The 24,096-nt window shown below is 67.8% G+C and carries 32 protein-coding genes, 1 tRNA gene and 2 pseudogenes; 22 read left to right on the forward strand and 13 right to left on the reverse strand.

The window, feature by feature from the left end:
- The first annotated feature begins 12 nt into the window (after window positions 1–12).
- Window positions 13–150, forward strand: coding sequence for an integrase core domain-containing protein (locus KUG41_RS14565; RefSeq protein WP_371734170.1), 138 nt, complete (start codon window positions 13–15; stop codon window positions 148–150).
- A 90-nt stretch (window positions 151–240) separates the two neighbouring features.
- On the opposite strand, the gene KUG41_RS14570 is transcribed toward KUG41_RS14565, so the two are convergent.
- On the reverse strand, window positions 241–462 hold the full coding sequence (locus tag KUG41_RS14570; protein WP_216904939.1) for a hypothetical protein: 222 nt from the start codon (window positions 460–462) through the stop codon (window positions 241–243).
- 750 nt (window positions 463–1,212) lie between these two features.
- A complete protein-coding gene (locus KUG41_RS14575; RefSeq protein WP_254217332.1) occupies window positions 1,213–2,157 on the reverse strand; it encodes a bestrophin family protein in 945 nt (314 codons plus the stop codon).
- Window positions 2,158–2,937: 780 nt separating this feature from the next.
- On the opposite strand from KUG41_RS14575, the gene KUG41_RS14580 reads away from it, so the two are divergent.
- Together KUG41_RS14580 and KUG41_RS14585 are read left to right on the forward strand one after the other, a co-directional pair.
- Window positions 2,938–3,234 (forward strand): DUF433 domain-containing protein, encoded by a 297-nt coding sequence (locus KUG41_RS14580; RefSeq protein WP_216904940.1) that lies wholly within the window; start codon window positions 2,938–2,940, stop codon window positions 3,232–3,234.
- Window positions 3,235–3,245: 11 nt separating this feature from the next.
- Window positions 3,246–3,533, forward strand: coding sequence for a hypothetical protein (locus KUG41_RS14585; RefSeq protein WP_216904941.1), 288 nt, complete (start codon window positions 3,246–3,248; stop codon window positions 3,531–3,533).
- A gap of 5 nt (window positions 3,534–3,538) precedes the next feature.
- Here the strand turns inward: KUG41_RS14585 and KUG41_RS14590 are convergent.
- A pseudogene (locus KUG41_RS14590) lies at window positions 3,539–3,691 on the reverse strand (HNH endonuclease); the annotation flags it as partial.
- 29 nt (window positions 3,692–3,720) lie between these two features.
- Complete coding sequence (locus KUG41_RS14595; RefSeq protein WP_216904995.1) at window positions 3,721–3,879, reverse strand: hypothetical protein; 159 nt, start codon at window positions 3,877–3,879, stop codon at window positions 3,721–3,723.
- Between the two features lie 119 nt (window positions 3,880–3,998).
- On the opposite strand from KUG41_RS14595, the gene dcd reads away from it, so the two are divergent.
- A complete protein-coding gene (dcd, locus tag KUG41_RS14600; protein ID WP_216904942.1) occupies window positions 3,999–4,523 on the forward strand; it encodes a dCTP deaminase in 525 nt (174 codons plus the stop codon).
- Window positions 4,524–4,600: 77 nt separating this feature from the next.
- Window positions 4,601–4,741: an AbrB/MazE/SpoVT family DNA-binding domain-containing protein gene (locus KUG41_RS14605; RefSeq protein ID WP_216904943.1), complete on the forward strand. Its 141-nt coding sequence runs from the start codon at window positions 4,601–4,603 to the stop codon at window positions 4,739–4,741.
- A 107-nt stretch (window positions 4,742–4,848) separates the two neighbouring features.
- Here the strand turns inward: KUG41_RS14605 and KUG41_RS14610 are convergent, their stop codons facing one another.
- Together KUG41_RS14610 and KUG41_RS14615 are read right to left on the reverse strand one after the other, a co-directional pair.
- Window positions 4,849–5,088: a hypothetical protein gene (locus tag KUG41_RS14610; protein WP_254217335.1), complete on the reverse strand. Its 240-nt coding sequence runs from the start codon at window positions 5,086–5,088 to the stop codon at window positions 4,849–4,851.
- A gap of 128 nt (window positions 5,089–5,216) precedes the next feature.
- Window positions 5,217–5,378 carry a hypothetical protein gene (locus KUG41_RS14615; protein WP_216904944.1) on the reverse strand — a complete coding sequence of 54 codons (162 nt, stop codon included), beginning with the start codon at window positions 5,376–5,378 and terminating at the stop codon, window positions 5,217–5,219.
- Window positions 5,379–5,646: 268 nt separating this feature from the next.
- Between KUG41_RS14615 and KUG41_RS14620 the strand changes: the two genes are divergently transcribed.
- Complete coding sequence (locus tag KUG41_RS14620; protein WP_216904945.1) at window positions 5,647–7,107, forward strand: glycosyl hydrolase family 57; 1,461 nt, start codon at window positions 5,647–5,649, stop codon at window positions 7,105–7,107.
- Here the strand turns inward: KUG41_RS14620 and KUG41_RS14625 are convergent.
- Entirely contained in the window at window positions 7,094–7,243 is a 150-nt protein-coding gene (locus KUG41_RS14625) for a hypothetical protein (protein WP_216904946.1), read from the reverse strand. The genes KUG41_RS14620 and KUG41_RS14625 overlap by 14 nt on opposite strands.
- 115 nt (window positions 7,244–7,358) lie before the next feature.
- Between KUG41_RS14625 and KUG41_RS16205 the strand changes: the two are divergent.
- From KUG41_RS16205 to KUG41_RS14670, 10 genes and pseudogenes are all read left to right on the forward strand, one after another.
- A pseudogene (locus tag KUG41_RS16205) lies at window positions 7,359–7,760 on the forward strand (ATP-dependent zinc protease); the annotation flags it as partial.
- A gap of 90 nt (window positions 7,761–7,850) precedes the next feature.
- Window positions 7,851–8,810, forward strand: coding sequence for a 30S ribosomal protein S6--L-glutamate ligase (gene rimK, locus KUG41_RS14630; RefSeq protein ID WP_371734171.1), 960 nt, complete (start codon window positions 7,851–7,853; stop codon window positions 8,808–8,810).
- A 208-nt stretch (window positions 8,811–9,018) separates the two neighbouring features.
- Window positions 9,019–9,474 (forward strand): hypothetical protein, encoded by a 456-nt coding sequence (locus KUG41_RS14635; protein WP_254217333.1) that lies wholly within the window; start codon window positions 9,019–9,021, stop codon window positions 9,472–9,474.
- Between the two features lie 52 nt (window positions 9,475–9,526).
- Window positions 9,527–10,321, forward strand: coding sequence for an ABC transporter ATP-binding protein (locus KUG41_RS14640; protein WP_371734167.1), 795 nt, complete (start codon window positions 9,527–9,529; stop codon window positions 10,319–10,321).
- 24 nt (window positions 10,322–10,345) lie between these two features.
- Window positions 10,346–10,894, forward strand: coding sequence for a hypothetical protein (locus KUG41_RS14645; protein ID WP_216904948.1), 549 nt, complete (start codon window positions 10,346–10,348; stop codon window positions 10,892–10,894).
- Between the two features lie 50 nt (window positions 10,895–10,944).
- Window positions 10,945–11,544 (forward strand): PCC domain-containing protein, encoded by a 600-nt coding sequence (locus KUG41_RS14650; RefSeq protein ID WP_216904949.1) that lies wholly within the window; start codon window positions 10,945–10,947, stop codon window positions 11,542–11,544.
- Between the two features lie 79 nt (window positions 11,545–11,623).
- Window positions 11,624–11,905: a hypothetical protein gene (locus tag KUG41_RS14655; protein WP_216904950.1), complete on the forward strand. Its 282-nt coding sequence runs from the start codon at window positions 11,624–11,626 to the stop codon at window positions 11,903–11,905.
- Window positions 11,906–12,022: 117 nt separating this feature from the next.
- Window positions 12,023–12,487, forward strand: coding sequence for a bacterioferritin (locus KUG41_RS14660; RefSeq protein WP_216904951.1), 465 nt, complete (start codon window positions 12,023–12,025; stop codon window positions 12,485–12,487).
- Between the two features lie 139 nt (window positions 12,488–12,626).
- Window positions 12,627–12,899, forward strand: a complete 273-nt coding sequence (locus tag KUG41_RS14665) for a hypothetical protein (protein WP_216904952.1) — start codon at window positions 12,627–12,629, stop codon at window positions 12,897–12,899.
- Window positions 12,900–13,089: 190 nt separating this feature from the next.
- Complete coding sequence (locus KUG41_RS14670; RefSeq protein WP_216904953.1) at window positions 13,090–14,025, forward strand: phycobilisome rod-core linker polypeptide; 936 nt, start codon at window positions 13,090–13,092, stop codon at window positions 14,023–14,025.
- 47 nt (window positions 14,026–14,072) lie between these two features.
- Here the strand turns inward: KUG41_RS14670 and crtD are convergent, their stop codons facing one another.
- A complete protein-coding gene (gene crtD, locus KUG41_RS14675; RefSeq protein ID WP_216904954.1) occupies window positions 14,073–15,647 on the reverse strand; it encodes a C-3',4' desaturase CrtD in 1,575 nt (524 codons plus the stop codon).
- 102 nt (window positions 15,648–15,749) lie between these two features.
- Between crtD and KUG41_RS14680 the strand changes: the two genes are divergently transcribed.
- Window positions 15,750–16,697 (forward strand): fructosamine kinase family protein, encoded by a 948-nt coding sequence (locus tag KUG41_RS14680; RefSeq protein WP_216904955.1) that lies wholly within the window; start codon window positions 15,750–15,752, stop codon window positions 16,695–16,697.
- A gap of 13 nt (window positions 16,698–16,710) precedes the next feature.
- Here the strand turns inward: KUG41_RS14680 and KUG41_RS14685 are convergent, their stop codons facing one another.
- Window positions 16,711–17,082, reverse strand: a complete 372-nt coding sequence (locus tag KUG41_RS14685; RefSeq protein WP_216904956.1) for a CAAD domain-containing protein — start codon at window positions 17,080–17,082, stop codon at window positions 16,711–16,713.
- Window positions 17,083–17,124: 42 nt separating this feature from the next.
- Here KUG41_RS14685 and KUG41_RS14690 point away from each other — a divergent pair, with 42 nt between their 5' ends.
- Genes KUG41_RS14690 through KUG41_RS15960 form a run of 3 tightly spaced genes read left to right on the forward strand, consistent with a single transcriptional unit; the run spans window position 17,125 to window position 19,613 of the window.
- Window positions 17,125–17,586 carry a M67 family metallopeptidase gene (locus tag KUG41_RS14690; protein ID WP_371734168.1) on the forward strand — a complete coding sequence of 154 codons (462 nt, stop codon included), beginning with the start codon at window positions 17,125–17,127 and terminating at the stop codon, window positions 17,584–17,586.
- Between the two features lie 22 nt (window positions 17,587–17,608).
- Complete coding sequence (gene moeB / locus KUG41_RS14695; protein ID WP_216904957.1) at window positions 17,609–18,778, forward strand: molybdopterin-synthase adenylyltransferase MoeB; 1,170 nt, start codon at window positions 17,609–17,611, stop codon at window positions 18,776–18,778.
- The gene (locus tag KUG41_RS15960) at window positions 18,717–19,613 is read left to right on the forward strand and encodes a potassium channel family protein (RefSeq protein ID WP_216904958.1); all 897 of its coding nucleotides are present in this window, start codon (window positions 18,717–18,719) and stop codon (window positions 19,611–19,613) included. Before moeB ends, KUG41_RS15960 begins: the two co-directional genes overlap by 62 nt.
- Here KUG41_RS15960 and KUG41_RS14705 read toward each other — a convergent pair.
- Window positions 19,607–20,770 (reverse strand): cob(I)yrinic acid a,c-diamide adenosyltransferase, encoded by a 1,164-nt coding sequence (locus KUG41_RS14705; RefSeq protein ID WP_216904959.1) that lies wholly within the window; start codon window positions 20,768–20,770, stop codon window positions 19,607–19,609. The two genes, KUG41_RS15960 and KUG41_RS14705, sit on opposite strands and share 7 nt — an antisense overlap.
- Window positions 20,771–20,841: 71 nt before the next feature.
- Here KUG41_RS14705 and larE point away from each other — a divergent pair, with 71 nt between their 5' ends.
- Complete coding sequence (gene larE / locus KUG41_RS14710) at window positions 20,842–21,708, forward strand: ATP-dependent sacrificial sulfur transferase LarE (RefSeq protein WP_216904960.1); 867 nt, start codon at window positions 20,842–20,844, stop codon at window positions 21,706–21,708.
- Window positions 21,709–21,749: 41 nt separating this feature from the next.
- Here the strand turns inward: larE and speD are convergent, their stop codons facing one another.
- A complete protein-coding gene (speD, locus tag KUG41_RS14715; RefSeq protein WP_216904961.1) occupies window positions 21,750–22,229 on the reverse strand; it encodes an adenosylmethionine decarboxylase in 480 nt (159 codons plus the stop codon).
- Between the two features lie 88 nt (window positions 22,230–22,317).
- A complete protein-coding gene (gene recF / locus KUG41_RS14720) occupies window positions 22,318–23,406 on the reverse strand; it encodes a DNA replication/repair protein RecF (protein ID WP_216904992.1) in 1,089 nt (362 codons plus the stop codon).
- Window positions 23,407–23,495: 89 nt separating this feature from the next.
- Between recF and KUG41_RS14725 the strand changes: the two genes are divergently transcribed.
- A tRNA-Arg gene (locus KUG41_RS14725) sits at window positions 23,496–23,569 on the forward strand.
- A gap of 60 nt (window positions 23,570–23,629) precedes the next feature.
- On the opposite strand, the gene KUG41_RS14730 is transcribed toward KUG41_RS14725, so the two are convergent.
- A complete protein-coding gene (locus KUG41_RS14730; protein WP_216904962.1) occupies window positions 23,630–24,091 on the reverse strand; it encodes an N-acetyltransferase in 462 nt (153 codons plus the stop codon).
- Window positions 24,092–24,096 lie beyond the last annotated feature (5 nt).

A 24,096-nucleotide genomic window follows, 5' to 3' on the forward strand; every position in this document is an offset into this window, starting at 1 on the left:
GAGTTCCTGAATATTGAGCTCTTCTCATCGTTACCAGAGGCAAAAGTATTGGCAGAGCAGCACAGGATGGAGTACAACACCTACAGACCGCATTCGGGTCTCCAGGGGCGTACGCCTATGGAAGTCCTCCAGCAATGGAAAGCGGCCTGATCACCCCACCAGCTCTCATACGAACTGGAACACTGATGGGGGTCACGTCACAAATGCAATGAGTCAACGCGGCCGCCTACGTAGTTGACATCAGGCACATTGAGGGTTGGGCTGTGTGGCCGATCTTTCGGATGAGCACCCGGCCCACCATGCGCTTCCCAGGATCCGCCGGGCCACGTCCTGCGCTGGGGCCGGACTGCGGCGGCCCAGCAGTTCCATGAGCATGAGGGGCTGGTCGATGGGGCTCATGCGCATCCGCTCGGCGATCAACGCGCGCAGGCGCAGGAAGACAACAGAGGGGCTGGAGGCCATGGAGTGATGCTGGCGCCCCCTGGTTGTGCGGGTCGACGGCAGGCTTGAAGTGCTTCGGCTGGCTGCAGCCCGCCCGGCTCCGAGCTCCCGTGTGCCGCCCGACTCCCCGCCTCACGCTCGCAGCAACCAAGGCCTCCGGAGCTGCTGCGACACCCTTCCGGCTGAATGGCGTTCAGACCAGATCCCCGATGACCAGCACCAGTCCGCGGACTGAACAGGTGCTCAGCACCCTGCGGCTCGATCGTGGCGTTCGATCTCGGCAGTGAGCACGTGTTGCTGATTTGTGATCAATCCCTCCCTGAACGGATCACGGCCAGGCCGGAGCCGGAGACGCAGTGGATTCACTCCAATCAGAACAGCCAGTACCGGGCCTCCGACTGTCGCGACCTACTGAGGAAACGCGAGTTCGTCAGCAGCATGTCCCCTAAATTGCAGCTGCTGGGACAACGCTGCGGGGGAAAGCCTTTTCTCCACCTCCAAAATGGAACTCAACCTTGATGACAATCGAGAAGTCCTGAGCTCACCTCAGCAGTTGCAGCTGGAGCTGGCTTTCTGAATTGAGGGTTATTGCAATCGAAAGGGGGCCCCATTCAGCGTTTGGTTGCATCAGACTGATCGACGATCAGCAGCGGTTCATCAAAACCCCTACACACACTCCCGTTGAACTCTCGATCGTTCTCCACGACATCGAGAACAGCTTCTGTTGTGCTAAAAACCAAAGGCAGTTTCGAGGAGAATATCCAAGGAATGTCATGCGCTTGAGAGTGCTTCCGGCGAGGCTTGCTCAGGCGGGAATTGAACGCCTAAGGTCAACGTACTCTCAACGTTATTGATGATTGCACTGCAGATATCATCCAGTGGCAGGTCGTTGGCGTGGTAACCAAACGGGTTTTCCAGCTCACGTCCTACTTCTTCAACCCCTAGAAGCAAGAAGCTTATGAAAGCCATCATTGGGATTGACCACCAAGCTATATCAGGCACGATTCGGAAAGGCAGGCCGATGCAATAAATCAAGATCAAGCGCTTGAGAAAAACTCTGTAGGCAATGGGTATGGGAGTGGTGATGATCCGTTCGCAGCCAGTTATCCCTTCAACGAGACTGCCGAGCATGGTATTGGCGGCCGTTAGTTGGTTGTCATTGATGTTATCCAAGCTCAACTGCGTCTGCAAGTAGTGCCGTATCCAAAAGATAATGACGAGGGGCCGATGTTTTGAGATCTCAAGCTGCTGGGCTTGGATCGGGGTGATCAGCGCTTTGAGTTCGTCACTCATGTCTTCATTGCGCAGATGCAGCCTGGTTGCGATCGCGAAGGCTGATAACAGCCTGATCATTGCCTGTTTCTCGCTGGAACTAGCTGCATTCGCAATGCCGACTTGCAGCTCCTGGGCTAAATTGCGAATGTTGACAACCAAGGCACCCCAGGCTTTTCTCCCCTCCCAGAAGCGGTCGTAGGAGGTGTTGGTACGAAAAACGACCAGCAAGCCAAGGACAAGGTTATAGATCACGTTGGTGGTGAGGTCTCCTAACTTTTCTAGATAGATAGGGAAGCCAGAGGCGTGCAATCCTGATATGATTGTTGCCAAACCGCAGAAGACCAGAACGCGAGGAAGGACGGCTGGAAGAATTGAGCCTTGGATTTGAGCTATTGTGCTTGCCCAATCTGCCTTACCAAGTTTTTCGTCTGTAATCATCATCGCGCTTCTCCATGCTTGATCAGGCAATCGAAGATCTCTTGAAAAACTGGAAAAGAATCCGCGGGAGAACTTGTGGGTGATAACATGCTAACCTCTCAACACGCTTCAACAAGGCTACTACAGCCTTGCCCAGTGCAGGTCATTCCTGTTTTCTGCAGTTCTATCTAAGGCCCAAAACAACAGGCTTTCCTTCGCCTGAATGACCCAACCTCGGGGCTGAGAGTAAAAAGGTCTTTTGCTTTTTCAGGTAGCCATCTACTCTGAAGCCGTGGAAGGACTGCCTCGGCAAGGATCCTTGCAACGAAGATGATGCCCTGGGAAGTTGATAGTCCTCAAAAGCGTCCCGTGCAGATTTTGCTTCTGATCTGATGAATTCCCCCATCGCAGGCGGGGCTGGGTTCAGGCCATGGCCTGCGCGCGTTGGTTGCCTGTGCCCTGATCCGCCTCCATCACGTGAGGCAGGAGTTGCTGGCCCTGCGAGGATTCCGCGGGACGTCAACGGCCAGCTCCTGGCTGAGCGCCTGCAGCACAGCCTCAAGGACGTGGCCAGCCAGCTGGGCTGCTCCATCGAGGAGCTGATTGGCAGCCTGGATCTTTGAGGGCTGGGCTGTGTGGCCGATCTTTCGGATGAGCATGCGGCCCACCTCCGCTTCCCTGGATCCGCCGGGCACCGTGAAATCTCACCGGTTGCCTGAGGGCTTGCCCCAGGGGTAGTGGTCCCGTGGCCGCGTTGAACTGCGCAAGACAGGTGCCGTTCCCTTCAGTCTCGACCTCATCGGCGTGAGCCGGGACCTGCGTTACCGCTACCGCCTCTACAGGCGGCCCCATGCCTTGCTGGAGAGCGATCCGGCCGGCTGTTCAGGGCAGCCTGTGTTCCGGGGCACCAGGATTCTCGTGGCCGTGGCCGTGGCCGTGGCCGTGGTTGTGGAGCAGCTGCGCTCCGGCGTCAGCCGCAGCGAGCTGGCAGCAGACTTTCCCCAGCTCAGCCGCCAGGCCCTCGATGACGCGGAGATCCAGGCGCGCCTGCCCAAGCCTCCCGGCCGCCCTCGGCGCCCACTCGCCCTGCAACGCGGCTGAAGGACCATGGCTTGAGGCTGTTGATCGACGAAATTCTCAGTTCTCGTCTGGCCCGCTGGGCCACTTATATGGCGCCAAGGATGACGCGGTCTTCCCCCATGCCCTGGCCCGCGGTCATGGAGGTGCACCCTGGCGTGATCGCTCTCAGGGAAGCTGGCTTGAGTGCCGAACAGCAGTGGCTCAGGGTCCAATCAGCTTTGCAGCTGATCCAACACGGGAACGACACTGATCTGATCAATCGCGTCATTGAGATCCAAGCCGAAGCCGTGCACGTGTGGCATGAGATGCCTGCCAGCTGAGTCAATCACTGGCGGTGCAACTCACAGACCAGCAATGGCCATGGCTTGCCGGCGTTGCCGCGGTAGCAGAGCGCCTGCAGGTTGCTGAGGTCGTCGGCACCGCCGTGGTTTCTGGGCACGATCTGGTGCCCCTCCAGGGCCCGTTGGTGCTCTCGAGACCCGCAGCACTCTCAGCGAAGCGCTGCGCCTACCCCACCCCACCGGATCCGAGCGAGCGCAGCATGGCCCATAGGCTGCCGCCGGCTTCGGGACGCTCCACTCCCCGGTTCACAAACCACATTGTGCCCGCCACGGCGTTGAGCGCCAGCACCAGCAGCCACAGCGTCCATCCTTCCGGCAGTTTCATGGCGATCGGTTCAGGCAACTGGGCCCATCATCCCCGCTCTGGCTTGACCACCATCAGCCCCCTGAGCCCCCGGCCCACCGCCTGAGACAATCCAAGGCCGCCCGCCCCCAGGCACAACCATGGCCGTTCTCGGGAAAGAGGCGATCCTGCAGGCGATGGAGCAGGGCTCCATCACGATCACACCCTTCGATCCCGCGCGCCTGGGCCCGGCCTCCCTCGACCTCACCCTCGCCCGCACCTTTCGCGTGTTCCGCAAGGTGCACCAGGTCATCGAGGTGCGCGAGCACACCGACTACCGGCAGCTCACCGAGAAGATCCAGGTGCCCCAGGGCGAGCACATCCTGATCATGCCGGGCGAGACGGTGCTGGGCATCACCCAGGAGCGGCTGCGCCTGGGCCCCGGTCTGTGCGGCTGGCTGGAGGGTCGCAGCCGTTTCGCGCGGCTGGGCCTGATGGTGCACATCAGCGCCCCGTTCATGGGGCCGGGGATCGACAGCCAGCAGGTGCTGGAGATGAGCAACTTCGGCCCCGCTCCCCTGGCCGTCTATGCCGGCACAGCGATCTGCCAGTTCGTGTTCCAGAAGCTGCAGGGCAGCGAGAGCTACGCCGGCTGCTTCGCCGGCCAGACGGAAGACTCCTTCTGACCATCCGCGCTGAGGGTGTTCTTGTGCCGCCCCGCCGTCGTTGGGCGTCTGCCCTTTTGTTGATACGCCTGATTCCCGTGGCCGTTACCCCTTCGCGCCAGACCCTGCGCCGCTGGGGCAACAGCTTCGGTGTTCGCCTGCCCGCAGCCATCGCCCGGGAGGCTCAGCTGGAGGAGGTGATGGCGATTGTGGGGCAGATCCTTGGGTTGGTGGTCTGAGCCAGGGGCCTTGAGGCGAAACCGGTGGGCGCGAGGTCTCCTGGCGTCGACTGCCTCTCTGCCCAGCACCTATGGAGCAGAGGGCGTGAGCTCTCCGGCGATGGCGATCAGAAAATCCCCAGGGTTTTCTTCTTGCAGTAGCCCGCACCGATGTTCATCCATCCCGAGAGACAGGGCTTTCCGTAGGTGGGCCTGACCTCGTAATAGATGGGCGAAAGGCAATGCTGCTTCAGGTCATTCACATACCCCAGCGGGCACTGGTCATTGCCCGGGAGTTTGGGAATCCTCTTCTGCGCCAGTGCCGGGCCCGGGGTCAGCACCGGCAGGGCCAGAACCACAGCGGCCAGGGCGAGGGATGGCGTCTGCACTGGGTGACCAAGCGATTGTTCAAACCCTAGGAGTTCGTCTCCGGTTGCTGGCCAGCCGGCGCCGGCCGCCACGCTCGGCCGTCGCCCCATCGGTGGTGCCTCGCTGATCACGGGGTCGGGATCCGAAACGGGAACAGCGGACCCCTGAGGTTCACCCGCAGGGACTCCTTGATCCGATTGATGTCGAGGACGCCCCGTACCGGGAAGGGATCCTCGGCCTTCACGCGGAGCGAGGTGTTCACCCCATCCACCACCACCCGGGCGCTCACGGGCCCCCGGTGGAGACCAGGATGGCTTCCGGGGCCATTACCGGGATCTCCTTGAAGGCTTCCACCCTGAGCGGAGGGTGGTGGGTTCGCTCACCCTGTCGATGTTGACGCTCCCGTCGATCCGCACCGTGATCGGGTGCTTCAGCAGCTGGCCGGCCCTCGTAACCAGCGCCACAGCCAGGCAGCGAACAAACCAACGGGTCCCGGATGATGGGCTGAGCTTCGACACGCGTCACCCCTTCGATCGAGCCGTCGCGACACCCCGCCCATGTCCCCTCAACCCCTGCCGCCGATCGCCGGCTGTGAAGCGGAGCTCCTGGCCCTGGTGCAGCAGACCGATCCGGTGTTCCTGCCCCGCACCAACCTCCGCCTGGATCGGATCCGTTCGGGCTTCGCCTGCGCGCTGCACATGCACCAGCCCACGATTCCGGCCGGAGCCCATGGGGAACTCATCTCCCATCTTCAGTACATGCTGGAGCACCCGGAGGAAGGCGATAACCACAACGCCGAAGCCTTCGCCCACTGCTACCGGCGCCTGGCTGACATCCTTCCCCAGCTGATGGCTGACGGCTGCAACCCCCGGATCATGCTGGATTACTCGGGCACCCTGCTCTGGGGGTTCCAGCAGATGGGCCGCCATGACATTCTCGACGCCCTGAAATTGCTCGCCTGTGATCGGGGTCTCCAGCCCCACGTGGAATGGCTCGGCAGCTTCTGGGGCCATGCCGTGGCGCCCTCCACCCCCATCCCCGACCTGAAGCTGCACATCACCGCCTGGCAGCACCAGTTCGGGGCCCTCTTCGGCCGACAGGCCCTGCAGCGGGTCAAGGGCTTCTCGCCGCCGGAAATGCACCTGCCCAACCATCCCGACACCCTCTTCGCCTTCGTAGAGGCCCTGCGGGAGTGCGGCTACCGCTGGCTGCTGGTGCAGGAACACAGCGTCGAGAACCTCGACGGTTCACCCCTGCGCCAGGAGCAGAAGTTCATCCCCAACCAGCTCATCGCCCGCAGCTCCAGCGGCCAGACGGCCACCATCACCGTACTGATCAAGTCCCAGGGCTCCGACACCAAGCTGGTGGGCCAGATGCAGCCTTATCACGAGGCCCTGGGGCTGGGCCGCCAGCCGCTGGGGGCCACCACGGTTCCGGCCCTGGTCTGTCAGATCGCCGATGGCGAAAACGGGGGCGTGATGATGAACGAGTTCCCGCCGGCCTTTCTCCAGGCCCATCACACCATCGCCTCCCGGGGCGAGGACCCGGGCACGGTGGCCATCAACGGCACCGAATACCTCGAGCTGCTCGAGGCCGCCGGAGTGGACCCTGCGGACTTCCCCCAGATCCAGGCGGTGCAGCAGCACAAGCTGTGGCAGCGGATCGGCGCCGAGCCCACGCCGGAGGCCACCGAGGCGGCCATCGCCGCCCTCCAGGCGAGTGATCCGTCCTTCTCGATGGAAGGCGCCTCCTGGACCAACGACCTCAGCTGGGTGGAGGGCTACGCCAACGTCCTGGAGCCGATGAACCAGCTCAGCGCCCGCTTCCACCAGGTGTTCGATCCCCTGGTGGCCGCCGATCCCGCCGTCACCTGCAGCGAGACCTACCAGAACGCCCTGCTCCACCTGCTGCTGCTGGAAACCAGCTGCTTCCGCTACTGGGGCCAGGGCACCTGGACCGACCACGCCCGCGAGATCCACCGCCGCGGCGAGGCCGCCATCGCTCTCAGGGCAGGGTGAAGCCGGAGGTGTTGAGGTGCTTGAGATCCAGCATCACCACCGTGATCCACACCAGCAGGGCCATCCCGCCGATCGAACCCACCGCCACCAGCAGGCCGACAATCACCGACCGGGGGGGACTGCTGTCGTTCGGCACGGGCCCGTGGCATTGATCTGAACCATGTTCCCATGGCCGCCCCGCCCGTCGACAGCCGCAGGCCCCGCGGCCAGCATGACGGTCAGGGCCCTTCCCTTCCTCCGTGCCCCCAGCCATGGACAGCTTCGACGGCAAGATCATCGTCGGCAGTGAGGAGTGGTGCAGCTTCCCGGAGGCGGGCCTGCCGGCGATCAAGGCCCGGGTGGATTCCGGGGCGGCCACCTCCGCCCTCCATGCCACCAACATCGTTCCCTTCGAGCGCGACGGCCAGGGCTGGGTGAGCTTCGAGGTGCACCCGCTCCAGGGCGACCGCAGCCTGGTGGTGCGCCATGAGGCGCCGGTGCTGGCCAAGCGGGAGGTGCGCAACACCAGCGGCGTGCCCGAAAGCCGCTACGTGATCCGGGAGCGGCTGGTGCTGGGCGACCAGAGCTGGGAGGTGGAGCTCACCCTGGCCAACCGCGATGCCATGGGCTACCGGATGCTGCTGGGCCGCCAGGCCATGGTGGGTCGCATCCTGGTGGACCCGGAGGGCAGCCAGCACCTGCGCTCCCTCAGCCCCGAGGAGAGCCGGGCCCTCTACGCCCATGCCCGCAAGCGCGACAGCGGCCTGCGCATCGTGGTGCTGGCCAGTGATCCCAACCTTTACAGCAACCGCCGCATCATCGAGGCGGGGGAGGAACGGGGCCACCACATGCAGTTCCTCAACATCCGCCAGTGCTACATCCGCCTCGATCCCCGCAATCCGGAGGTCCACTACCGCGGCGGTGATGTGCTCGGCTCGGTGGATGCGGTCATCCCCCGCATCCGCCCCAGCGTCACCTTCTACGGCTGCGCCGTGACGCGCCAGTTCGAATCGATGGGGGTCCAGTCGCTCAACAGCGCCCAGGCGATCACCGCCTCCCGCGACAAGCTCTTCGCCTCCCAGGAGTTCGTGCGCGCCGGCCTCAACACCCCGGTCACCGGTTTCGCCGATTCGCCGCTCGACACCGTCGACCTGATCCGCATGGTGGGCGGCGCCCCCCTGATCGTGAAGCTGCTGGAGGGAGCCCAGGGCAAGGGGGTGGTGCTGGCCGAGACCCAGAAGGCGGCCGAGAGTGTCATCAACGCCCTCCAGAGCCTCGACGCCAACCTGCTGGTGCAGGAGTTCATCAAGGAGGCGGGCGGCACCGACCTGCGCTGCTTCGTGGTGGGCGGCAAGGTGGTGGCCGCCATCGAGCGCCGGGCCGCTGAGGGGGAGTTCCGCGCCAACCTGCACCAGGGCGGCAGCGCCCGGATGGTGCAGCTCGATGCCCCGGAGAAGCAGATGGCCGTCAAGGCCTGCAAGGCCCTGGGGCTGGATGTGGCCGGGGTCGACATCCTGCGCTCCCACCGCGGCCCCCTGCTGCTGGAGGTGAACTCCAGCCCGGGGCTGGAGGGCATCGAAACGGCCACCGGCCTGGACCTGGCCGGCCGCATGATTCAGAAGCTGGAGCGCAAGCTCGGCTGGGGCCGTCCGTCGGGGGAGGCCTTGCCCCAGGACGGATCTGCTGGCCCAACGGGCAGCGGCGCAACCCAGCGGCTGCGTTGATCACCCCCCCCCGGGACCGGCACTCTTCCGTCGGCTCTGTCGGCATTCAGGCACACGTTCTGGTGGCGGACTTCCAGGGCTCTTAGATTCAGCTCCAATGAACGATTCCTGGCCGGCTTTAGATACGGTCAGCGCTATCTTCCGGGGTCGAACCATCCACTGTCCCTGGGCCGGTCCATAACCAGAACAATCATCAAGGAGCAGGGGGATGCTGTCCACCTTCCAGGTTGAATCTTCGGATCACCTTGTTGATGCCCTCGCCGCCATGAAGGGCGACGCCAGCGATGCCATTCCCTTTGTGGTGCGCTTGCTGGAGAATCCCGCCAGCCCCCTGGCGCTGCCGGGGATGATCGATCTCCACCGTCATGACTGCCTGCACCTGCTGCTCGGCAGGGGATTTTCGCTCGACGACGAGGCCTTCGTGGTGGGTTTCACGATGGGCAACGATCGGCGCACGAACGGCTTGCATCTCGCCATCTTCAAGGCCTGTTCCCTGCTGTTCTATCCGCGGCCCTACCGCTTTGATCCCAGCCATCTGCCATCGTTCGATGCCGGCGTGGTTCTGGGAAGACAGGCCAGGGTTCGCAACCTCAATCAGCTGGATTTCCGCTCCTGGGACCATCAGCCCCTGCAGGCCCTGAGGGAGTGGATCGGGATCGGCTGAGTCCTGCCTGCCGGGCCCGGGCCGCGACGGGTCCGAGGCGATGATGGCCGCCATGGCCGCGGCGATCCCCTACCTCGAGCTCGAGTCCGTGGAGGTCTGGCTGGGGCCCCGGCGGGTCTTCGACGACCTTTCCCTGCGCCTGCACCCCGGCGAGCACACCGTGGTGCTCGGCCCCAACGGCTCCGGCAAGAGCTCCCTGGTGAAACTGCTCAGCCGCGAGCTCTATCCGGTGGTGAAGCCGGGCTCGGGGCTGCGGATCTTCGGCAGCGAAACGGTCAACCTCTGGGACCTTCGCCGCCGCATCGGCCTGGTCTCCCAGGATCTGCAGGCCGGCTACGGGGGCCGGGTGCCCGCCGCCGATGTGGTGCTCTCCGGCTTCTTCGGCTCCGTGGGCATCGGCCGCAGCCAGGTGGCCAGTGCCGACCAGCACCGGCGGGTGGCGGCGCTGATGGCTCAGCTGGGCCTGGCCGATCTGGCGGAGCGCCCCTATGCCCAGCTCTCCGACGGCCAGCGGCGCCGCCTGCTGCTGGCGCGGGCCCTGGTGCATGACCCCGAGGTGCTGGTGCTGGATGAACCCACCAACGGCCTCGACCTGCGAGCGAAGCACCAGCTGCTGGCCATCCTGCGCGACCTGGCCCGCACCGGCACCACCCTGCTCCTGGTCACCCACCAGATCGAGGCGATCCTGCCGGAGATCGGCCGCTGCGTGCTGCTGCGCCAGGGCCGGGTGGTGGGCGACGGCCCCACCGACCAGTTGCTGCAGGATGCGCCCCTCAGCGCGCTGTTCGCCACCCCCCTGCAGGTATGCGAGGCGAACGGCTATCGCCAGGTGCTGCCGGCGGCCTGAGGCGGGCGCGCCCACAATGGGGCCATGACCCAGGCCGCCTGTTCCCTCCGCACCCTGGCCGACTGCAGCCTGGCGATCGCGGCCTATCCCCCGTTCCTCTACGACGCCAGCGGTGGCGGCGCCGTGGGCCAGCTCGCGGCGGTCGATGCCGATGGCGAGCAGGCCCTGCACTTTGATCCGGCGGGCCTGCTGATCCCCTCCCTCTCCTGGCGCACCGGCCGCTTCCTCGGCCTGCCCATCCCCCCGGGCCTGGAGATCGCCATCATTCCGGAGCGGCTCGAGGGCTCCTTCCATGCCACGACGGGGGCCATGACCCTGCGCTTCGACGCCCGCTTCCGGCTCTCCGCCCTCGGCCTCTACCGGGCACCGGATCTGCTGGTGGCCACCACCCTCAGCACCGGCCCGGTGCAGGGCCGCCGCCACCGCGGCCAGGGCCGGCCCCTCGATGCCGCCGGGCGGATGGTGCTGGTGGGGGTGGCCCCGATCGCCCCCAGCGGTGATCCCCTGCTCGACCGTTTCCTGGGCCTGCCCGACGAGGCCCTGGCGCGCCTGTCCTGCCGTTTCACGGCCTGAGGGCCGTCCGGCGCGGTTCTACCTTGACCCGTGCCGTCCCTCCCTTCGCCATGCAACCGCTGTCGCTGCATCTCGGCCCGGGCAGTGATCTGCGCGCCAGCCTCGAGCAGGTGGCGATCGAGGCGAACGCCTCCGGTTTCGTGCTCGGCGTGGTGGGAGACCTCTCCCAGGCGGCCTTCCAGTGCCCGGGCCTGGCCGAGCCCACCGTGCTGCGGGGCCACCTGGAGATCATCACCCTGCAGGGCACCGTGGCGCCCCAGGGGGTGCACCTGCACCTGAGCCTGTCCGACGGCGAGTGTCAGGTGTGGGGCGGCCACCTGGAGCACGGCAGCCTGGTGCTGAAGGGTGCCGACCTGCTGGTGGGCGTCCTGGCGAGCGGTGCCGCCCCGGAGCCGGCTCCGGCCGCACCCCGGGTGGAGATCGCGGTGCGCTCCGGTTGCCCCTACTCGGCCCGGGCCCTGCGCATGCTGCGCACCCTCGGCATCGCCCATGTCGTGCAGCGGGCTGATGGCGAGGCCGAGCGCCAGGCGATCGCCGGGCGCAGCGGCCGTGGCAGCCTGCCCCAGGTGTTCATCGATGGCCAGGCCATCGGCGGCTATGACGCCCTGGCCGAGCTGCACGGCCGCGGCGCCCTCGACCATCTGCGTTGATCGCACCGCCATCCAGGTCCGGCGATGCCGCCAAGATCGGTGCCGGCCGCTTAACTTCAGGTGTCGAGAGAATTCCCCCATGGCCGCCCGCCTCGCCATCGGCCCGGTGGATGTCAGTCCGGACGTGCGCGAGTGGGTGGACGCGGAAACCCTGCAGCGCCTGGTGGCACGCCACCGCCGCGGCGACTGGGGGAACGTGGATGCCCGTGATGCCCGCGACAACACCATGGCTGCCTATCGCCAGCAGGGATCGCTGCGCAGCGTCTTCGATCTGGGCCGGGGCCTGCAGGTGTGGATCCTCACCCACGATCTGGGCACCGACCGTCTGCACACCCTGGTGCTCCTGCCCGCCGACGACTGACCCGTGGGGAGAGGGCCTGTCAGGGCAGGTGACGTTCCCTCCGGTCTGGCCCGGGCGGCTCCGCCGCCGCTCCTAGCCTGAGGCCAGGAACGGATTGCCATCGAGGAGGCCACCGCCATGACAACGATCGATGCCCCGCTGAAAGCGTCGATGATCGAGGCGCTGAATCGGATCCTCGAGCTCGAACTGGCCGGGGTGGTGAAGTACACCCACTACGCCCTGATGGTCTACGGCTACAACCGCATCCCCATCGTCTCCTGGCTGAAGGGGAACGCGGCGGAGGGCCTGACCCATGCCCAGAAGGCCGGGGAGATGGTCACCCTTCTCGGCGGCCACCCCTCACTGCGCATCGGCTCCCTGCTCGAGACCCACCAGCACGACATCGGCGGGATCCTGCGCGAGAGCCTGGAGCACGAACGGGCGGCCCTGGAGGCCTACTACGCCCTGCTGGCCCTGGCTGAGAACCATTCGGTGCTGATGGAGGAGTACGCCCGGGAGATGATCGTCCTGGAGGAGCTCCATCTCGACGAAGTCGACAAGATGCTCCGCCGGCCTGGCGATCTGGCGACGTTCCAGCCCTGAGGGGTTGCGCTTCCCCCCCCGGCGGCAGTGCGGCTGGGGGCAGCGGTCTTAACATTCTTTTCGGCTGATTCTTTCCCTTCCCCATGGACTGAAGGGCGCTCGACCGGGATAGTGGATTCTGAGTCGCAGGAGCAGCGGAATGAAGATCGAGCTCTCCCAGCCTTCCTCCCAGCGGGATTCACGCCAGGCGTCCGTCAGCCGGAGCGGTGAACTGGGATGGTCCTCCGCCGATGAGCTGGCCGCCCTCGAGGCCGTCTGGGACTGCCTCTGCCAGGAGTCGACGGCCCTCAGGCCCTCACCCCGGCTGCCGGAGCTGCCTCCTTCCGGTCCAGTCCGGCCCGTCAAGCAGCTTCCCAGCCGCCAGCGGCAGCCCCAGGGCCGCGGCGATGGCGTGGATCGCCTGGCCTCCTGAACGGTTCTTCTCTTTTCTCAATCCTTCGTTTGCAAGGGTGGTGAAGGAATGTATTGATCGGGCAGCTTGCACATAGCGGTGTAACGATCCCCGTGCGATTGATGCGGATCGGGCAAGAATCGCGACCTGACATCCACCGGGATCCTGTCCAGGTGATGCTCCTCTCCCTGCCCTTCCCGCCCTTACCGCCATGGCTCTGGTTCAAGCCCCTTCCCTCGGCATCGAACGTTTCGCCGATGACCGCAACAGGGAGAACTGGTCGAAGGCGTCTTCCCAGGACCGGGACGCCATCATTCGCCAGGTCTACCAGCAGGTGCTGGGCCAGCAGTACGTCATGCAGAGTGAGCGTCTGGCAGGGGCCGAATCGCTCTTCCGCAATGGCTACCTGTCCGTGCGTGAGTTCGTGCGCAGCCTGGCCAAGAGCGGTCTGTACCGCTCACGCTTCTTCGAATCCTGCAATCCCTACCGCTTCATTGAGCTCAATCACAAGCATCTTCTCGGCCGTGCACCCCACAACAAGGCGGAGATGCTCCACCACTTCACGATCCTGCAGGAGCAGGGCTACGACGCCGAGATCGATTCCTATATCGACAGCGACGAATATCAGGAGCGCTTCGGCACCGATGTGGTGCCCTACCTCCATGGCTGGGACTATTCCGCCGGCCAGCAGGGGCAGCAGTTCTCCTGGCTGATGCAGCTGGCCGGCGGTGCGGCCGCTTCGGCGAAGGGCGATGGTGCCGGCACCCGCTTCAAGCTCGGTAAGGCCCTTCATCAGGACCGGGCCGTGACGGTATCGGTGCGCCGTCCCCGCTTCAGCGGCGAGTCCTTCTTCCGGGCCACCATGGGCCGGGGCGTGGCCGTCGCCGAGGGACCGGTGTCCGTGGCAGGCCAGCCCACCGAACCCTCCCGCCGCCACCGGGCCGATGCGCTGGTGGTATCCGCGGGAGTGCGGGGCAGCAGCACCTCCAGCGGCCGGGTGGCCACCATCACCGCCACGGGGCTGGTCAACAACGCGGTGGTGCGCAGCGGCTCCTACGTGATGCGCGTGCCCTACAGCCGCATGAACGAGGCCCTGCAGCGGGTGCAGCGCCTCGGCGGGAGGGTGGTGCAGGTCAGCGTCAACTGATCCGGCGCCGAGGTCGCGCTATCGCACAGGCGGAGGAGCTCGGGGGGTCAGGGCCGAAGCTCCACCCCCCGACCGGCCAGCAGCTGGCGGCAGGCCATCAGGGCCGAAAGGCTGACCCCGGCCGTTCCCTCGCCGGGGTGGATGGCATCCCCGCAGAGCCACAGGCCCCGAAGGGGACTGCGGCTGGCCAGACCGAAGGGCCCGAAGCGGCTGGGATGCTGGCCCAGGCCGCCCACATAGCCCCAGGGCCGGCCGGTCCAGCCGGCGAAGCCGCGGGGGGTGGCCAGTTCGGCATGGAGCCAGTCGCCCGGATCCACCCCCAGCAGTTGCTCCAGCCCCCTCTGGATCGACGCCATCGCCTCGGCCTTGCGCTCCTGGTAGGCCGCCTCCTCGCCCCCGAACCAGGGCCGGGTCGGGGTGAACACACTGGCGATCACCGTGGCCCGCCCGGCCGGCGCCCGACCGTCGCCCTCCTGGCTCACCGACACGAACAGGGAGCCCGGCTCGGCAGCATCCAGCTGCAGATGGCTGGGCCCTCCCGCCGGCAGCCGTGTCCGCTCCACCGCCCCGTAGAACACCAGGGCTCCGCTGGGTTCGTGCAGGTTGGCCAACCGCTGCCGGTAGCCGGCGGGCAGGCACTCCCCCAGCAGGGCCGGCAGGGTCTGGGGAGGCAGGCTGAGCACCACCTCGGAGGCCTCCAGGACGACGTCCGCTCCAGGAGCGGCACCCTTCCGCGCCGCCTTGCCATTGCGTCCCCCGTCGCGCCGCTGCCCGCTGATCCGCCAGGCACCCCCCGGCCCTGCGGGCGGGTGCAGCTGTTCGACGCGATGGCGCAGGCGCAGCCGGCCGCCGTGGCGGGTGAAGGCCTGTTCCAGGGCCTCGCTGAGGGCCTGCATCGACCCCTCCAGATGCCACAGCCCCAGGGGCTCCTGCACCATCGCCAGCACCGTGGCGCCGTAGAGGGCCGCGGTGCGATCGGCCGGCTCCTGGGAATAGAGCTTCAGCTGCAGATCGAGAAAACGCCGCAGCCGCCGGTCGCCCCCGCAGCCCGTGAGAGTCAGCAGGTCGGCCACCGTGGCGGCGGTGAGCAGGCCGCTGGCCAGAGTGGCCGGCCCCAGGGCACTCAGCAGCTGACCCAGGTCCCACCAGTTGCGGGGCGGCAGCACCGGATCCCGCGAGGCGAAGGCCCAGTTGGCCTGGTGCACGGCGTCGCAGAGGGCCCAGAACCTCTCACTGCCAGGGAACTGCTGCAGCCGCTCCCGGCGCCAGCGCTCCGGATCACGCCAGATCCGCACCGGCTCGCTGCCGTCGGCCAGATCCACCACGCAGCCGGGATCGAGGGGCACGGCCGGCGGCGGTGCCACTCCCAGGTGGCGGAACAGGCGGGCATGGATGCCGGCGGGGCTGCCGTTGCCCTCCTCCAGCCCCGCCACCTGGGTGGCTCCCACATCGAACACATAGGGCCCGCGCCGGAAGGTGCCGGCGCAGCCGCCGCACTGGTGGTGGGCCTCGAGCAGCTCCACGCTCAGCCCCGCTTTCGCCAGCAGGGCCGCCGCCGTCAGGCCGGCGATGCCGGCACCGACGACGACCACATCAACCCTTGCCCCATCATCGGGATTCAACGCTGCCGTTGTGCTCACGACCCCATGCTGGCAGGGCCGGGAGGCCGGCCAGCGATCCACGGGTCGCCATAGGGTTGCAATCCCCGAACCAGCCCGGGACCGATGGCCTCCCCTGACGCTCAGCCTGCCGACCCCCTCGCCTCCTGGCTGGGCGATCGGCTCGGGGTGGACCTGGTGGAGCGCCGCCCCGTCGGTGGAGGCTGCATCCACAGGGCCTGGTGTCTGCAGCTGGCTGACGGAACCCGGCTGTTCGCCAAGACCAACCAGGCCGCCGCCTTGCCGCTGCTGGAGGCGGAGGCCGAGGGCCTCCTGGCCCTGGCCGCAGCAACGGGTGAGGGGGGAGCGCCCCTGTTGCCCGTGCCGATGGTTCATGGGCGGATGGGCCCTGAGGCGGTCCTGGTGCTCTCCTGGATCGATCTGGATCGGGGCCGTTCTGCGGCGCAGCCGTCCCCCTGGCACCGGCTGGGGGCCGCCCTCGCCCGCCTGCACCGGCGCAGCCTGTCGCAGGCCTGCATCGCGGCCGACCGCCCCGGGGCCGCCTTCGGCTGGCCGACGGACAACTTCATCGGCTCCGGCGTGCAGGCCAATGGCTGGGAGGAGGACTGGGGTCGGTTCTTCGTGGAGCGGCGCCTCGCTCCCCAGCTGGAGCGACTGGCCGCGACGGCAGGGAGGATGGAAGGTGCCGATGCCCTCCTGGCCCTGACCCCCGGCTGGCTGAACGGTCACGGGGCCCAGCCGTGCCTGGTGCATGGCGACCTCTGGAGCGGCAACGCCGCGCTCACCGTTTCAGGTGACGGCACCGTCTTCGATCCGGCGGTCTACCGAGGCGATCGGGAGGTGGACCTGGCCATGGCACGCCTGTTCGGCGGCTTTCCCGACGCCTTCTTCGCTGGCTATGAGCAGGAATGGCCACTTCCAGGCGACCATCCCCGTCGCTGCGCCCTCTACAACCTCTACCACCTGCTCAACCACGCCAACCTGTTCGGGGGCACCTACCGGGGCCAGTGCCAGGAGGCGATCCGCGCCCTGCTGGACCACTCCCCCGGCTGACCCCAGGACCCGTTCAGCTCAGGTATTCCTTGCGCAGGCCCTTGATCTTCTCCATCACGGCCGAGCGCTTCTCGCCGGTGGTGAGGTTGTTCCAGCTCCAGCTGCCCACCACCACTAGGCCCAGCAGTTCCAGGAGGCCGGGAACAATCGGCAGCAGGTTGATGGTGTCGAGCACCCCCTTGATGAGGATCTGGGCCACGATGACCGCCAGCAGCACTCCGGTGGCCTTGCCGATGCGGCCCATCTGGCTCCAGTCCACCTTGTCGAGGGTCTCGTTGACCTTGCCGATCACTTCGCTGTAGCGCTCGGTGAAATCAACGCTTTCCCCAGCGTTGCCGGTTTCGTCCTGCATCGGCTCCTTCACTTCAGTCATGGTGTCGATCATGGAGGACAGGTCCCCTGTCGTGATGACGCATAACGTACCGGTGTGAACGCTGACACGCCAGCGGAGCTGGGCATCGGTCGGCGGGCGCTGACGGTGCTGGAGGCGGTGCTGCAGGCGGCCGCTCCCCGGGAGGGCTGCGCCCTGCTGCTGGGTCGCCGTGATCCCTGGCGGATCGCTCAGGTCTGGCCCTGCCTGAATGTCTGGGATCCTCCGGCCGAGCGGATCCGTCGCTTCGCCCTCGACCCCCGCGAACAGCTGCAGGCGCAGAAGTGGGCCCGGGCCCGGGGCCTGGAGGTGCTGGGTTCGGCCCACAGCCACCCGGCCACGGAGCCGCTGCCCTCGGCCCTCGATTGCGCCCTGGCCTTCGGTCCCACCCTGATGCTGATCCAGGGCCGGCCGGTCGATGGCGCCATCGCCGCGGCTGGAGCGGGCCCCGAGCTGGCCTGCTGGTGGCTGCCGGAGCAGGGCCCCCCCCGGCCGCTGGCGTGGAGAATGGACGATTGATGCGTCGTGGGCCTCCGCCGCCATGCTTCCTCCCGACACCAGCGCCGTCCAGCTCAGCCCCGATGAGGTGGTGCGCTTCTCCCGTCACCTGATCCTGCCGGAGATCGGCATGGAGGGGCAGAAGCGACTCAAGGCGGCTTCGGTGCTGTGCGTCGGCACCGGTGGCCTGGGTTCGCCCCTGCTCCTGTATCTGGCCGCCGCCGGCGTGGGCCGGCTCGGCATCGTCGACTTCGACGTGGTCGACCACAGCAACCTGCAGCGCCAGGTGATCCACGGCACCAGCTGGGTGGGCAAGCCCAAGATCGAATCCGCCAAGGCCCGGATCCTCGAGATCAATCCCCACTGCCAGGTGGATCTCTACGAAACGGCCCTCACCAGCGAGAACGCCCTCGAGATCATCGCCGGGTACGACATCGTCTGCGACGGCACCGACAACTTCCCCACCCGCTACCTGGTCAACGACGCCTGCGTGCTGCTGGACAAGCCCAACGTCTACGGCTCGATCTTCCGCTTCGAGGGCCAGGCCACGGTGTTCAACTTCGAGGGCGGCCCCAACTACCGGGATCTGTTCCCCGAGCCGCCGCCGCCGGGGATGGTGCCCTCCTGCGCCGAAGGCGGCGTGGTGGGGGTGCTGCCCGGCATCATCGGCATGATCCAGGCCACCGAGGCGGTGAAGCTGATCACCGGCATCGGCACCAGCCTCAGCGGCCGCCTGCTGCTCTTCGATGCCCTGAAGATGAGCTTCCGGGAGCTGAAGCTGCGCCCCGATCCGGAGCGCCCCGTGATCGAGAAGCTGATCGACTACCAGGAGTTCTGCGGCGTGGGCGGTTCGGCCCCCGGCCAGGAGGAGGCTGGTTCTGTGCCCACCATCACCGTGGCCGACCTCAAGACCCTGATCGACGGTCGGATGGAGGACCTGCTGCTGGTGGATGTGCGCAATCCCCAGGAGGCCGACATCGCCGTGATCCCGGGCTCGGTGCTGGTGCCCCTCGACCGCATCGAGAGCGGCGAGGCGATCGAGGATGTGCGCCGCCTCGCCGCCGGCAAGCAGCTCTATGTGCACTGCAAGCTCGGCGGCCGTTCCGCCAAGGCCCTGATCGCCCTGGGTCGCCATGGCATCGAGGGGGTGAATGTGCAGGGCGGCATCGACGCCTGGAGCCAGGAGGTGGACCCTGCCGTTCCGCGCTACTGAGCCCCTCTCCCCCGCCCATCGGCGCGGGCTGCAGCGCCGGCGGCAGGACGCCCAGCGGCTGATCGCCCTGGAGAGCAGGTTCCTGCCGCTCCTGCTGACGGCCGTGCTGCCGATCCTGCTGATGCCCTTCACCGCCGACCGGGGCTGGCAGGGCCAGGTGTTGCTGGCTCTGGTCTTCGATCTGCTGATCCTGCAGTCGATCCGCACCCTGCCGGTGATCGGCGGGGTGCCCTTTGCTCCGCTGCGCCAGGGGCTGTACCGGGGGATCGGCCTGCTGGGGGGGCTCGGGCTCTGGGTGCCGGTGGCCTCGGGGGGATGGCCAGGCGGCGCGTTCCGCGTCGTCGAGATGGTCCTGCTGAGCCTGTTCTTCCTGATCACCTCCGTGCGGCTGGTGCGGCTGCTGGCCCGGGTGCCCCGGGTCAACGTGCAGGTGATGGCCGGGGCGGCGGCGGGCTATCTGCACCTGGGGCTCACGGGGGGCGTGCTCGCCACCGCCACCCAGGTGCTGGTGCCGGGCAGCTTCAGCCTCGGCGCCGCCGCCAGTCACCAGCTGCTGCTCGACCGGCTCACCTACTTCAGCTTCGTCACCATCGCCGGGGTGGGCTACGGCGATGTGGTGCCGGCCAACCCGGTGGGCGAACGCTTCGTGATCCTCCTGAGTGTCTCCAGCACCCTCTACGTGGCCCTGCTGGTGGGGCTGCTGCTGGGGCGCTTCATCGCCTCCGAGGAGGTGGAGATGCTCGAGGACGGGGGCCTGGTGGAGGCAGCACCCGTGGAGGAGGCTCCGGGGACGGACGAGGGGGCCCTGCCTGGCCCGCCTCGGCGGCTTCAGTAGTCGACGCCGCGCTTGAGGTCCACGCCCCGTTCGGCGTAGTGCTTGTGGCACACCATCTCCGAGTGGACGCTGGCCAGATCGAAGTACGCGGGCCGGGTCTTGCAGCGGCCCGTGATGATCACTTCGGTTTCGGTGGGCTTGCGCAGCAGGGTCTGCACGATCGGCTCCACCGGCAGCAGCTCCAGATCCACCGTGGGATTGAGCTCGTCGAGGATCACGGTCTTGTAGAGGCCGCTGGCGATGGCCGCCCGGGCGATCTCCCAGGCCCGCTCCGCCTCCACATAGTCGATCGGCTGCTGCTGGCCGCGCCACACGATCGCATCGCGGCCGGAGCGCAGATGATCCACCAGGTGGGGGTAGCTCTCCCGCAGGGCGGCGATCGCCGCATCCTCGGTGTAGCCGGCGCCGCCCTTGAGCCACTGCAGGATCAGCACCCGGTGGCTCTTGTCCTGGCTGATGCCCCGTCCGATGGCCTGCAGTCCCTTGCCCAGGGCACTGGTGGATTTTCCCTTGCCTTCACCGGTGTAGATCTCCAGCCCCTCCAGCCCCTGCTCCGGGCCGCTGTGGGCCCGCATCTCGGAGTGCAGATCCGCCATCTGCACCAGCTGCCGCGGCGCCCCCCGGCCGGTGCAGATCACCTCCATGCCCGCCGGTTTGGTGGTGAGTGTGCGGACCACCTCCTCAGGGTCGAGCAGGCCCAGGTCGAGCACGGGGTTGAGCTCGTCGAGCACCACCACCGAATAGAGGTTGCTGGCGATGGCCCCCTTGGCGATGTCCCAGCCCCGCTGGGCCTCCTGGCGGTCGAAGCGGGTGGCCTCCTCGGCCGTGAAGAAATCGCCCCGGCCGGTACGCACCTGGTCGATCAGATGGGGAAAGCCCTGCTGCAGGGCCTCGATGGCACTGTCTTCGTCATAGGAGCGGCCGGGGCCCTTGAGGAAGCGCAGCAGCAGCACCCGGGTGCGCTTCTGCTCGCAGATGCCCAGGCCGATGGTGCGGAGCACCACCCCCAGAGCCGCCTGGCTCTTGCCTTTGCCCTCCCCGTCGTAGACGTGCAGCTGACCGTGGGCCCGCTCATCGCTGCCGGCGGCGGTGCGGATGCCGATGCCCCGCCCGGTGCCGCGCTGGGGGGTCTGGGTGCTGCGGGCGGCGGGGGTCATCGGCGGGCGGTGGGGAGCAGCTGCGGGCGGATCTGGCCCGGATGCTACCCAGCCTTGCCAGGATCTCCGCCATGACCGGACGCCCCCGCCTCACCCTGCTCGACGCTCTCCCGGCCCCACTGGAGCGGGGCCTGGAGGCCCTGTGCGGGCGGCTGGATGGCTTCGCCCGGGTGGTGGTGGCCTATTCCGGCGGCGTCGACAGCGCCCTGGTGGCGGCCCTGGCGGCCGACCGGCTGGGAGCGCGCGCCCTGGCGATCACCGGCGTGTCGCCCGCCCTGGCCCCCCACCTGCGCCGGGAGGCCAGCGACCAGGCCCGCTGGCTGGGCCTGCGCCACCGGGAGCTGGCCACCGCGGAGCTGGCCGATCCCGCCTACACCAGCAACCCGGAGGACCGCTGCTACGCCTGCAAGCGGGAGCTGCATCGTCTGCTGGCCCCCATCGCTGCCGCCGCCGAGGGAGCCCAGGTGCTGGATGGGGTCAACCGCGACGACCTGGGCGATCACCGGCCGGGCATCCGCGCCGCCCGGGAGTTCGGCGTGCTCTCCCCCCTGGCCGAGGCCGGCATCGACAAGGCGGGGGTGCGCCAGCTCTCCCGCGCCCTGGGCCTGCCCTGGTGGGACAAGCCCGCCCAGCCCTGCCTCGCCTCCCGCTTCCCCTACGGCGAACCGATCAGTGCCCCCCGGCTGGCCCGGGTGGCCGCCGCCGAGGACTGGCTGCGCCAGCGGGGCTTCGCCGAGCTGCGGGTGCGCAGCCAGGGGGAAACCGCCCGCATCGAAATTCCCGCCGCCGTCCTGCCGGAGGCGCTGGAGCGGCTGGCGCTGGGAGCGCTGCGCCCGGACCTGGTGGCCTCCTTCAGGGGCCTGGGCTTCACGGCCGTGGCCCTCGATCTGGAGGGACTGGTGAGCGGCAAGCTGAACCGGGAGCTGCCTGTGGCCTGAGGGTCCCGGCCGGCAGCCATGCACCGGCCGTGGGACGGCCCTCAGCCGGCGGCCAGAACTACCGGTTCCCGTCCCGTCTCACCGAGAGCCTCCGGTGTTTCCCGGCGGAAGCTGGTGAGCTTGTGTCGGCCGGCCCCCAGCTCCTCCCACAGCACCTGGCAGGCCCGTTCGGGCATGGTGTGGTCGCCACAGGTGAACACATCCACGGCGGCGTAGCCCGACTCGGGCCAGGTGTGGATCGAGATGTGGGATTCGGCCAGCAGGGCCAGGCCCGTGACGCCCTGGGGTTCGAAACGGTGGGTGATCAGGTTGAGCAGGGTGGCGCCAGCACGCTTGGCTGCTGTCGTGATGGTGTCCCTGAGGAAGGCTTCGTCGTCGAGCCGTGCGCAGTCGCAGTCGTAGAGCTCGAGGATGCAGTGTTTGCCTACCGCGTCGGTGATGTCGCCAGGGGCGGAAAGTGCAGGAGATGCGGCTTCCTTCCATCCCGGGTTGGGATGCAGGCTGGAGAGGCGCTGGTTCATCAGATCCGATCAAACAGGTCACACCATACGCGCCTGTGAGCGCGGTGGTGGTTCGCCAGTTCCCCTGCGGCATCAGGGGGCTCGGGCTTCAACCCACCAGGGCGCCGCGGCGCAGTTCCACCACCTGGCCCTGGGCCTGCCAGCCGCTGCTGAAGGCCTCCAGGTGGGTGGCGCTCACCAGGCACTGGTGTCCCTCGCCCACCGCTTCGAGCAGCAGCTGCTGGCGCCCCGGATCGAGCTCGGCCAGTACGTCGTCGAGCAGCAGCAGGGGCGGCTGACCCACCACCTGGTTCACCAGGTCGAGCTCCCCCAGCTTCAGCGCGAGCACCAGCGTGCGCTGCTGGCCGGCGGAGCCGTAGCGCCGGGCCGGCTGACCCCCCAGCAGCAGCCCCACCTCGTCGCGATGGGGACCCACCTGGCACTGGCCCAGGCGCTCCTCCTGGGGGCGCTGCCGGCGCAGCTGGTCCGCCAGGGCCTCCCGCCAGGGCCCCTCCTCATCGCTGGCGTCGGCCACGGTGCCGCTGAGGTAATCGAGCCGCAGCGGTTCGGCCGCCCCGCCGATCCGCTGCTGCCAGGCCACGGCCAGGGGTTCGAGCCGCCAGAGGGCCCGCTGGCGCCGGCGGTGCAGGCGGGCACCGACCAGGGCCATCTGCTCGTCGAAGGCATCCAGGAGCTCCTGCTGCACTCCGGCGCCCAGGCCCCGGCGCAGCAGCTGGCTGCGCTGCCGCAGCAGCCGACCGTAACGGCTCAGCAGGGCGCCGTAGACGGGTTCGAGCTGCAGCACCACCCGGTCCAGCCACTGACGCCGCAGGGCGGGCTCCCCCCGCACCAGGTCCAGGTCGAGGGCGCTGAAGCCCACGCAGCGCAGGGGGCCGATCAGGTCGAGCTGGCGCTCCAGCACCTTGCCGTTGCGCAGGGCCTGGCGGCCGCCGCTGCGGCGGAGATGGAGCTGCAGGCTGTCCCCTTCGCCTGTGAGCGCGCTCAGCCGGCTGGCGGGCTGGCCGTGGGCGATCAGATCCCGGTCGACGCTGCAGCGGTGGGAGCGGAGGCTCGTGAGCAGCTCCACCGCCTCCAGCAGGTTCGACTTGCCCTGGCCGTTGCTGCCGATCACCAGCAGGCGGGGCGCCTCCAGCGTCAGCTCCAGCCCGTCGATGTTGCGGAAATGCCGGAGGTCCAGGCGGTGCAGCCGGATGGTTCTGGGGCGGTCAGCCGCTAAGGTACCGCCATCGGAGGGAAGGATCCTGCGGGGCCCTGACTGCCGATGTTGGGCATGTAGCTCAGTTGGATAGAGCGTCAGATTCCGGTTCTGAATGTCGGGGGTTCGAGTCCCTCCATGCTCGTCGGTCCAGCCCCACCTCCCCGGGGGATTTCTCCGGGAGGAACGGGGCGCGGCCGACCGTTCAGTCGGGCCGCAGGTCGAGCCCCATGGCCCGGATGCCACCGGGATCCACAACGAAGCCCACCCGCGTGAGGGCCTTGAGGGCTTCGGGGGGAGCGGAAAGCGAAATGCTGCAGCCGCTCAGCTCCCGCCGCAGACGGGCCAGGGCCGCCTGCACCAGTGCGCCGATCACCTCATCGCGGCCGGGGTCGGCCGGATCGGCCACCAGGTCCCAGAGATTGGCGTTGAGGGCCTGGTCGCTGGTGGCTCGCACGAAGCCCACCAGGTGGCTGTGCGGATTGAGCACCACCAGGTGCCAGGCGCTGCAGGCCAGCACCCGCTGCCAGCGCTCCGGGCTGCGGGGGGGATCGCCGCAGGCCACCAGCAGCCGGTTGAGGCCCGCCGGTTCCGGATCGTGCTGGTGCAGCAGGGCGTAGCCCTCCCGCAGGCGGAGAGACGGTGACTGGCTGCGGAAGGGGATCAACAGGG

This window comes from Synechococcus sp. CCY 9618 (assembly GCF_019038415.1).
Lineage (GTDB): Bacteria > Cyanobacteriota > Cyanobacteriia > PCC-6307 > Cyanobiaceae > Cyanobium.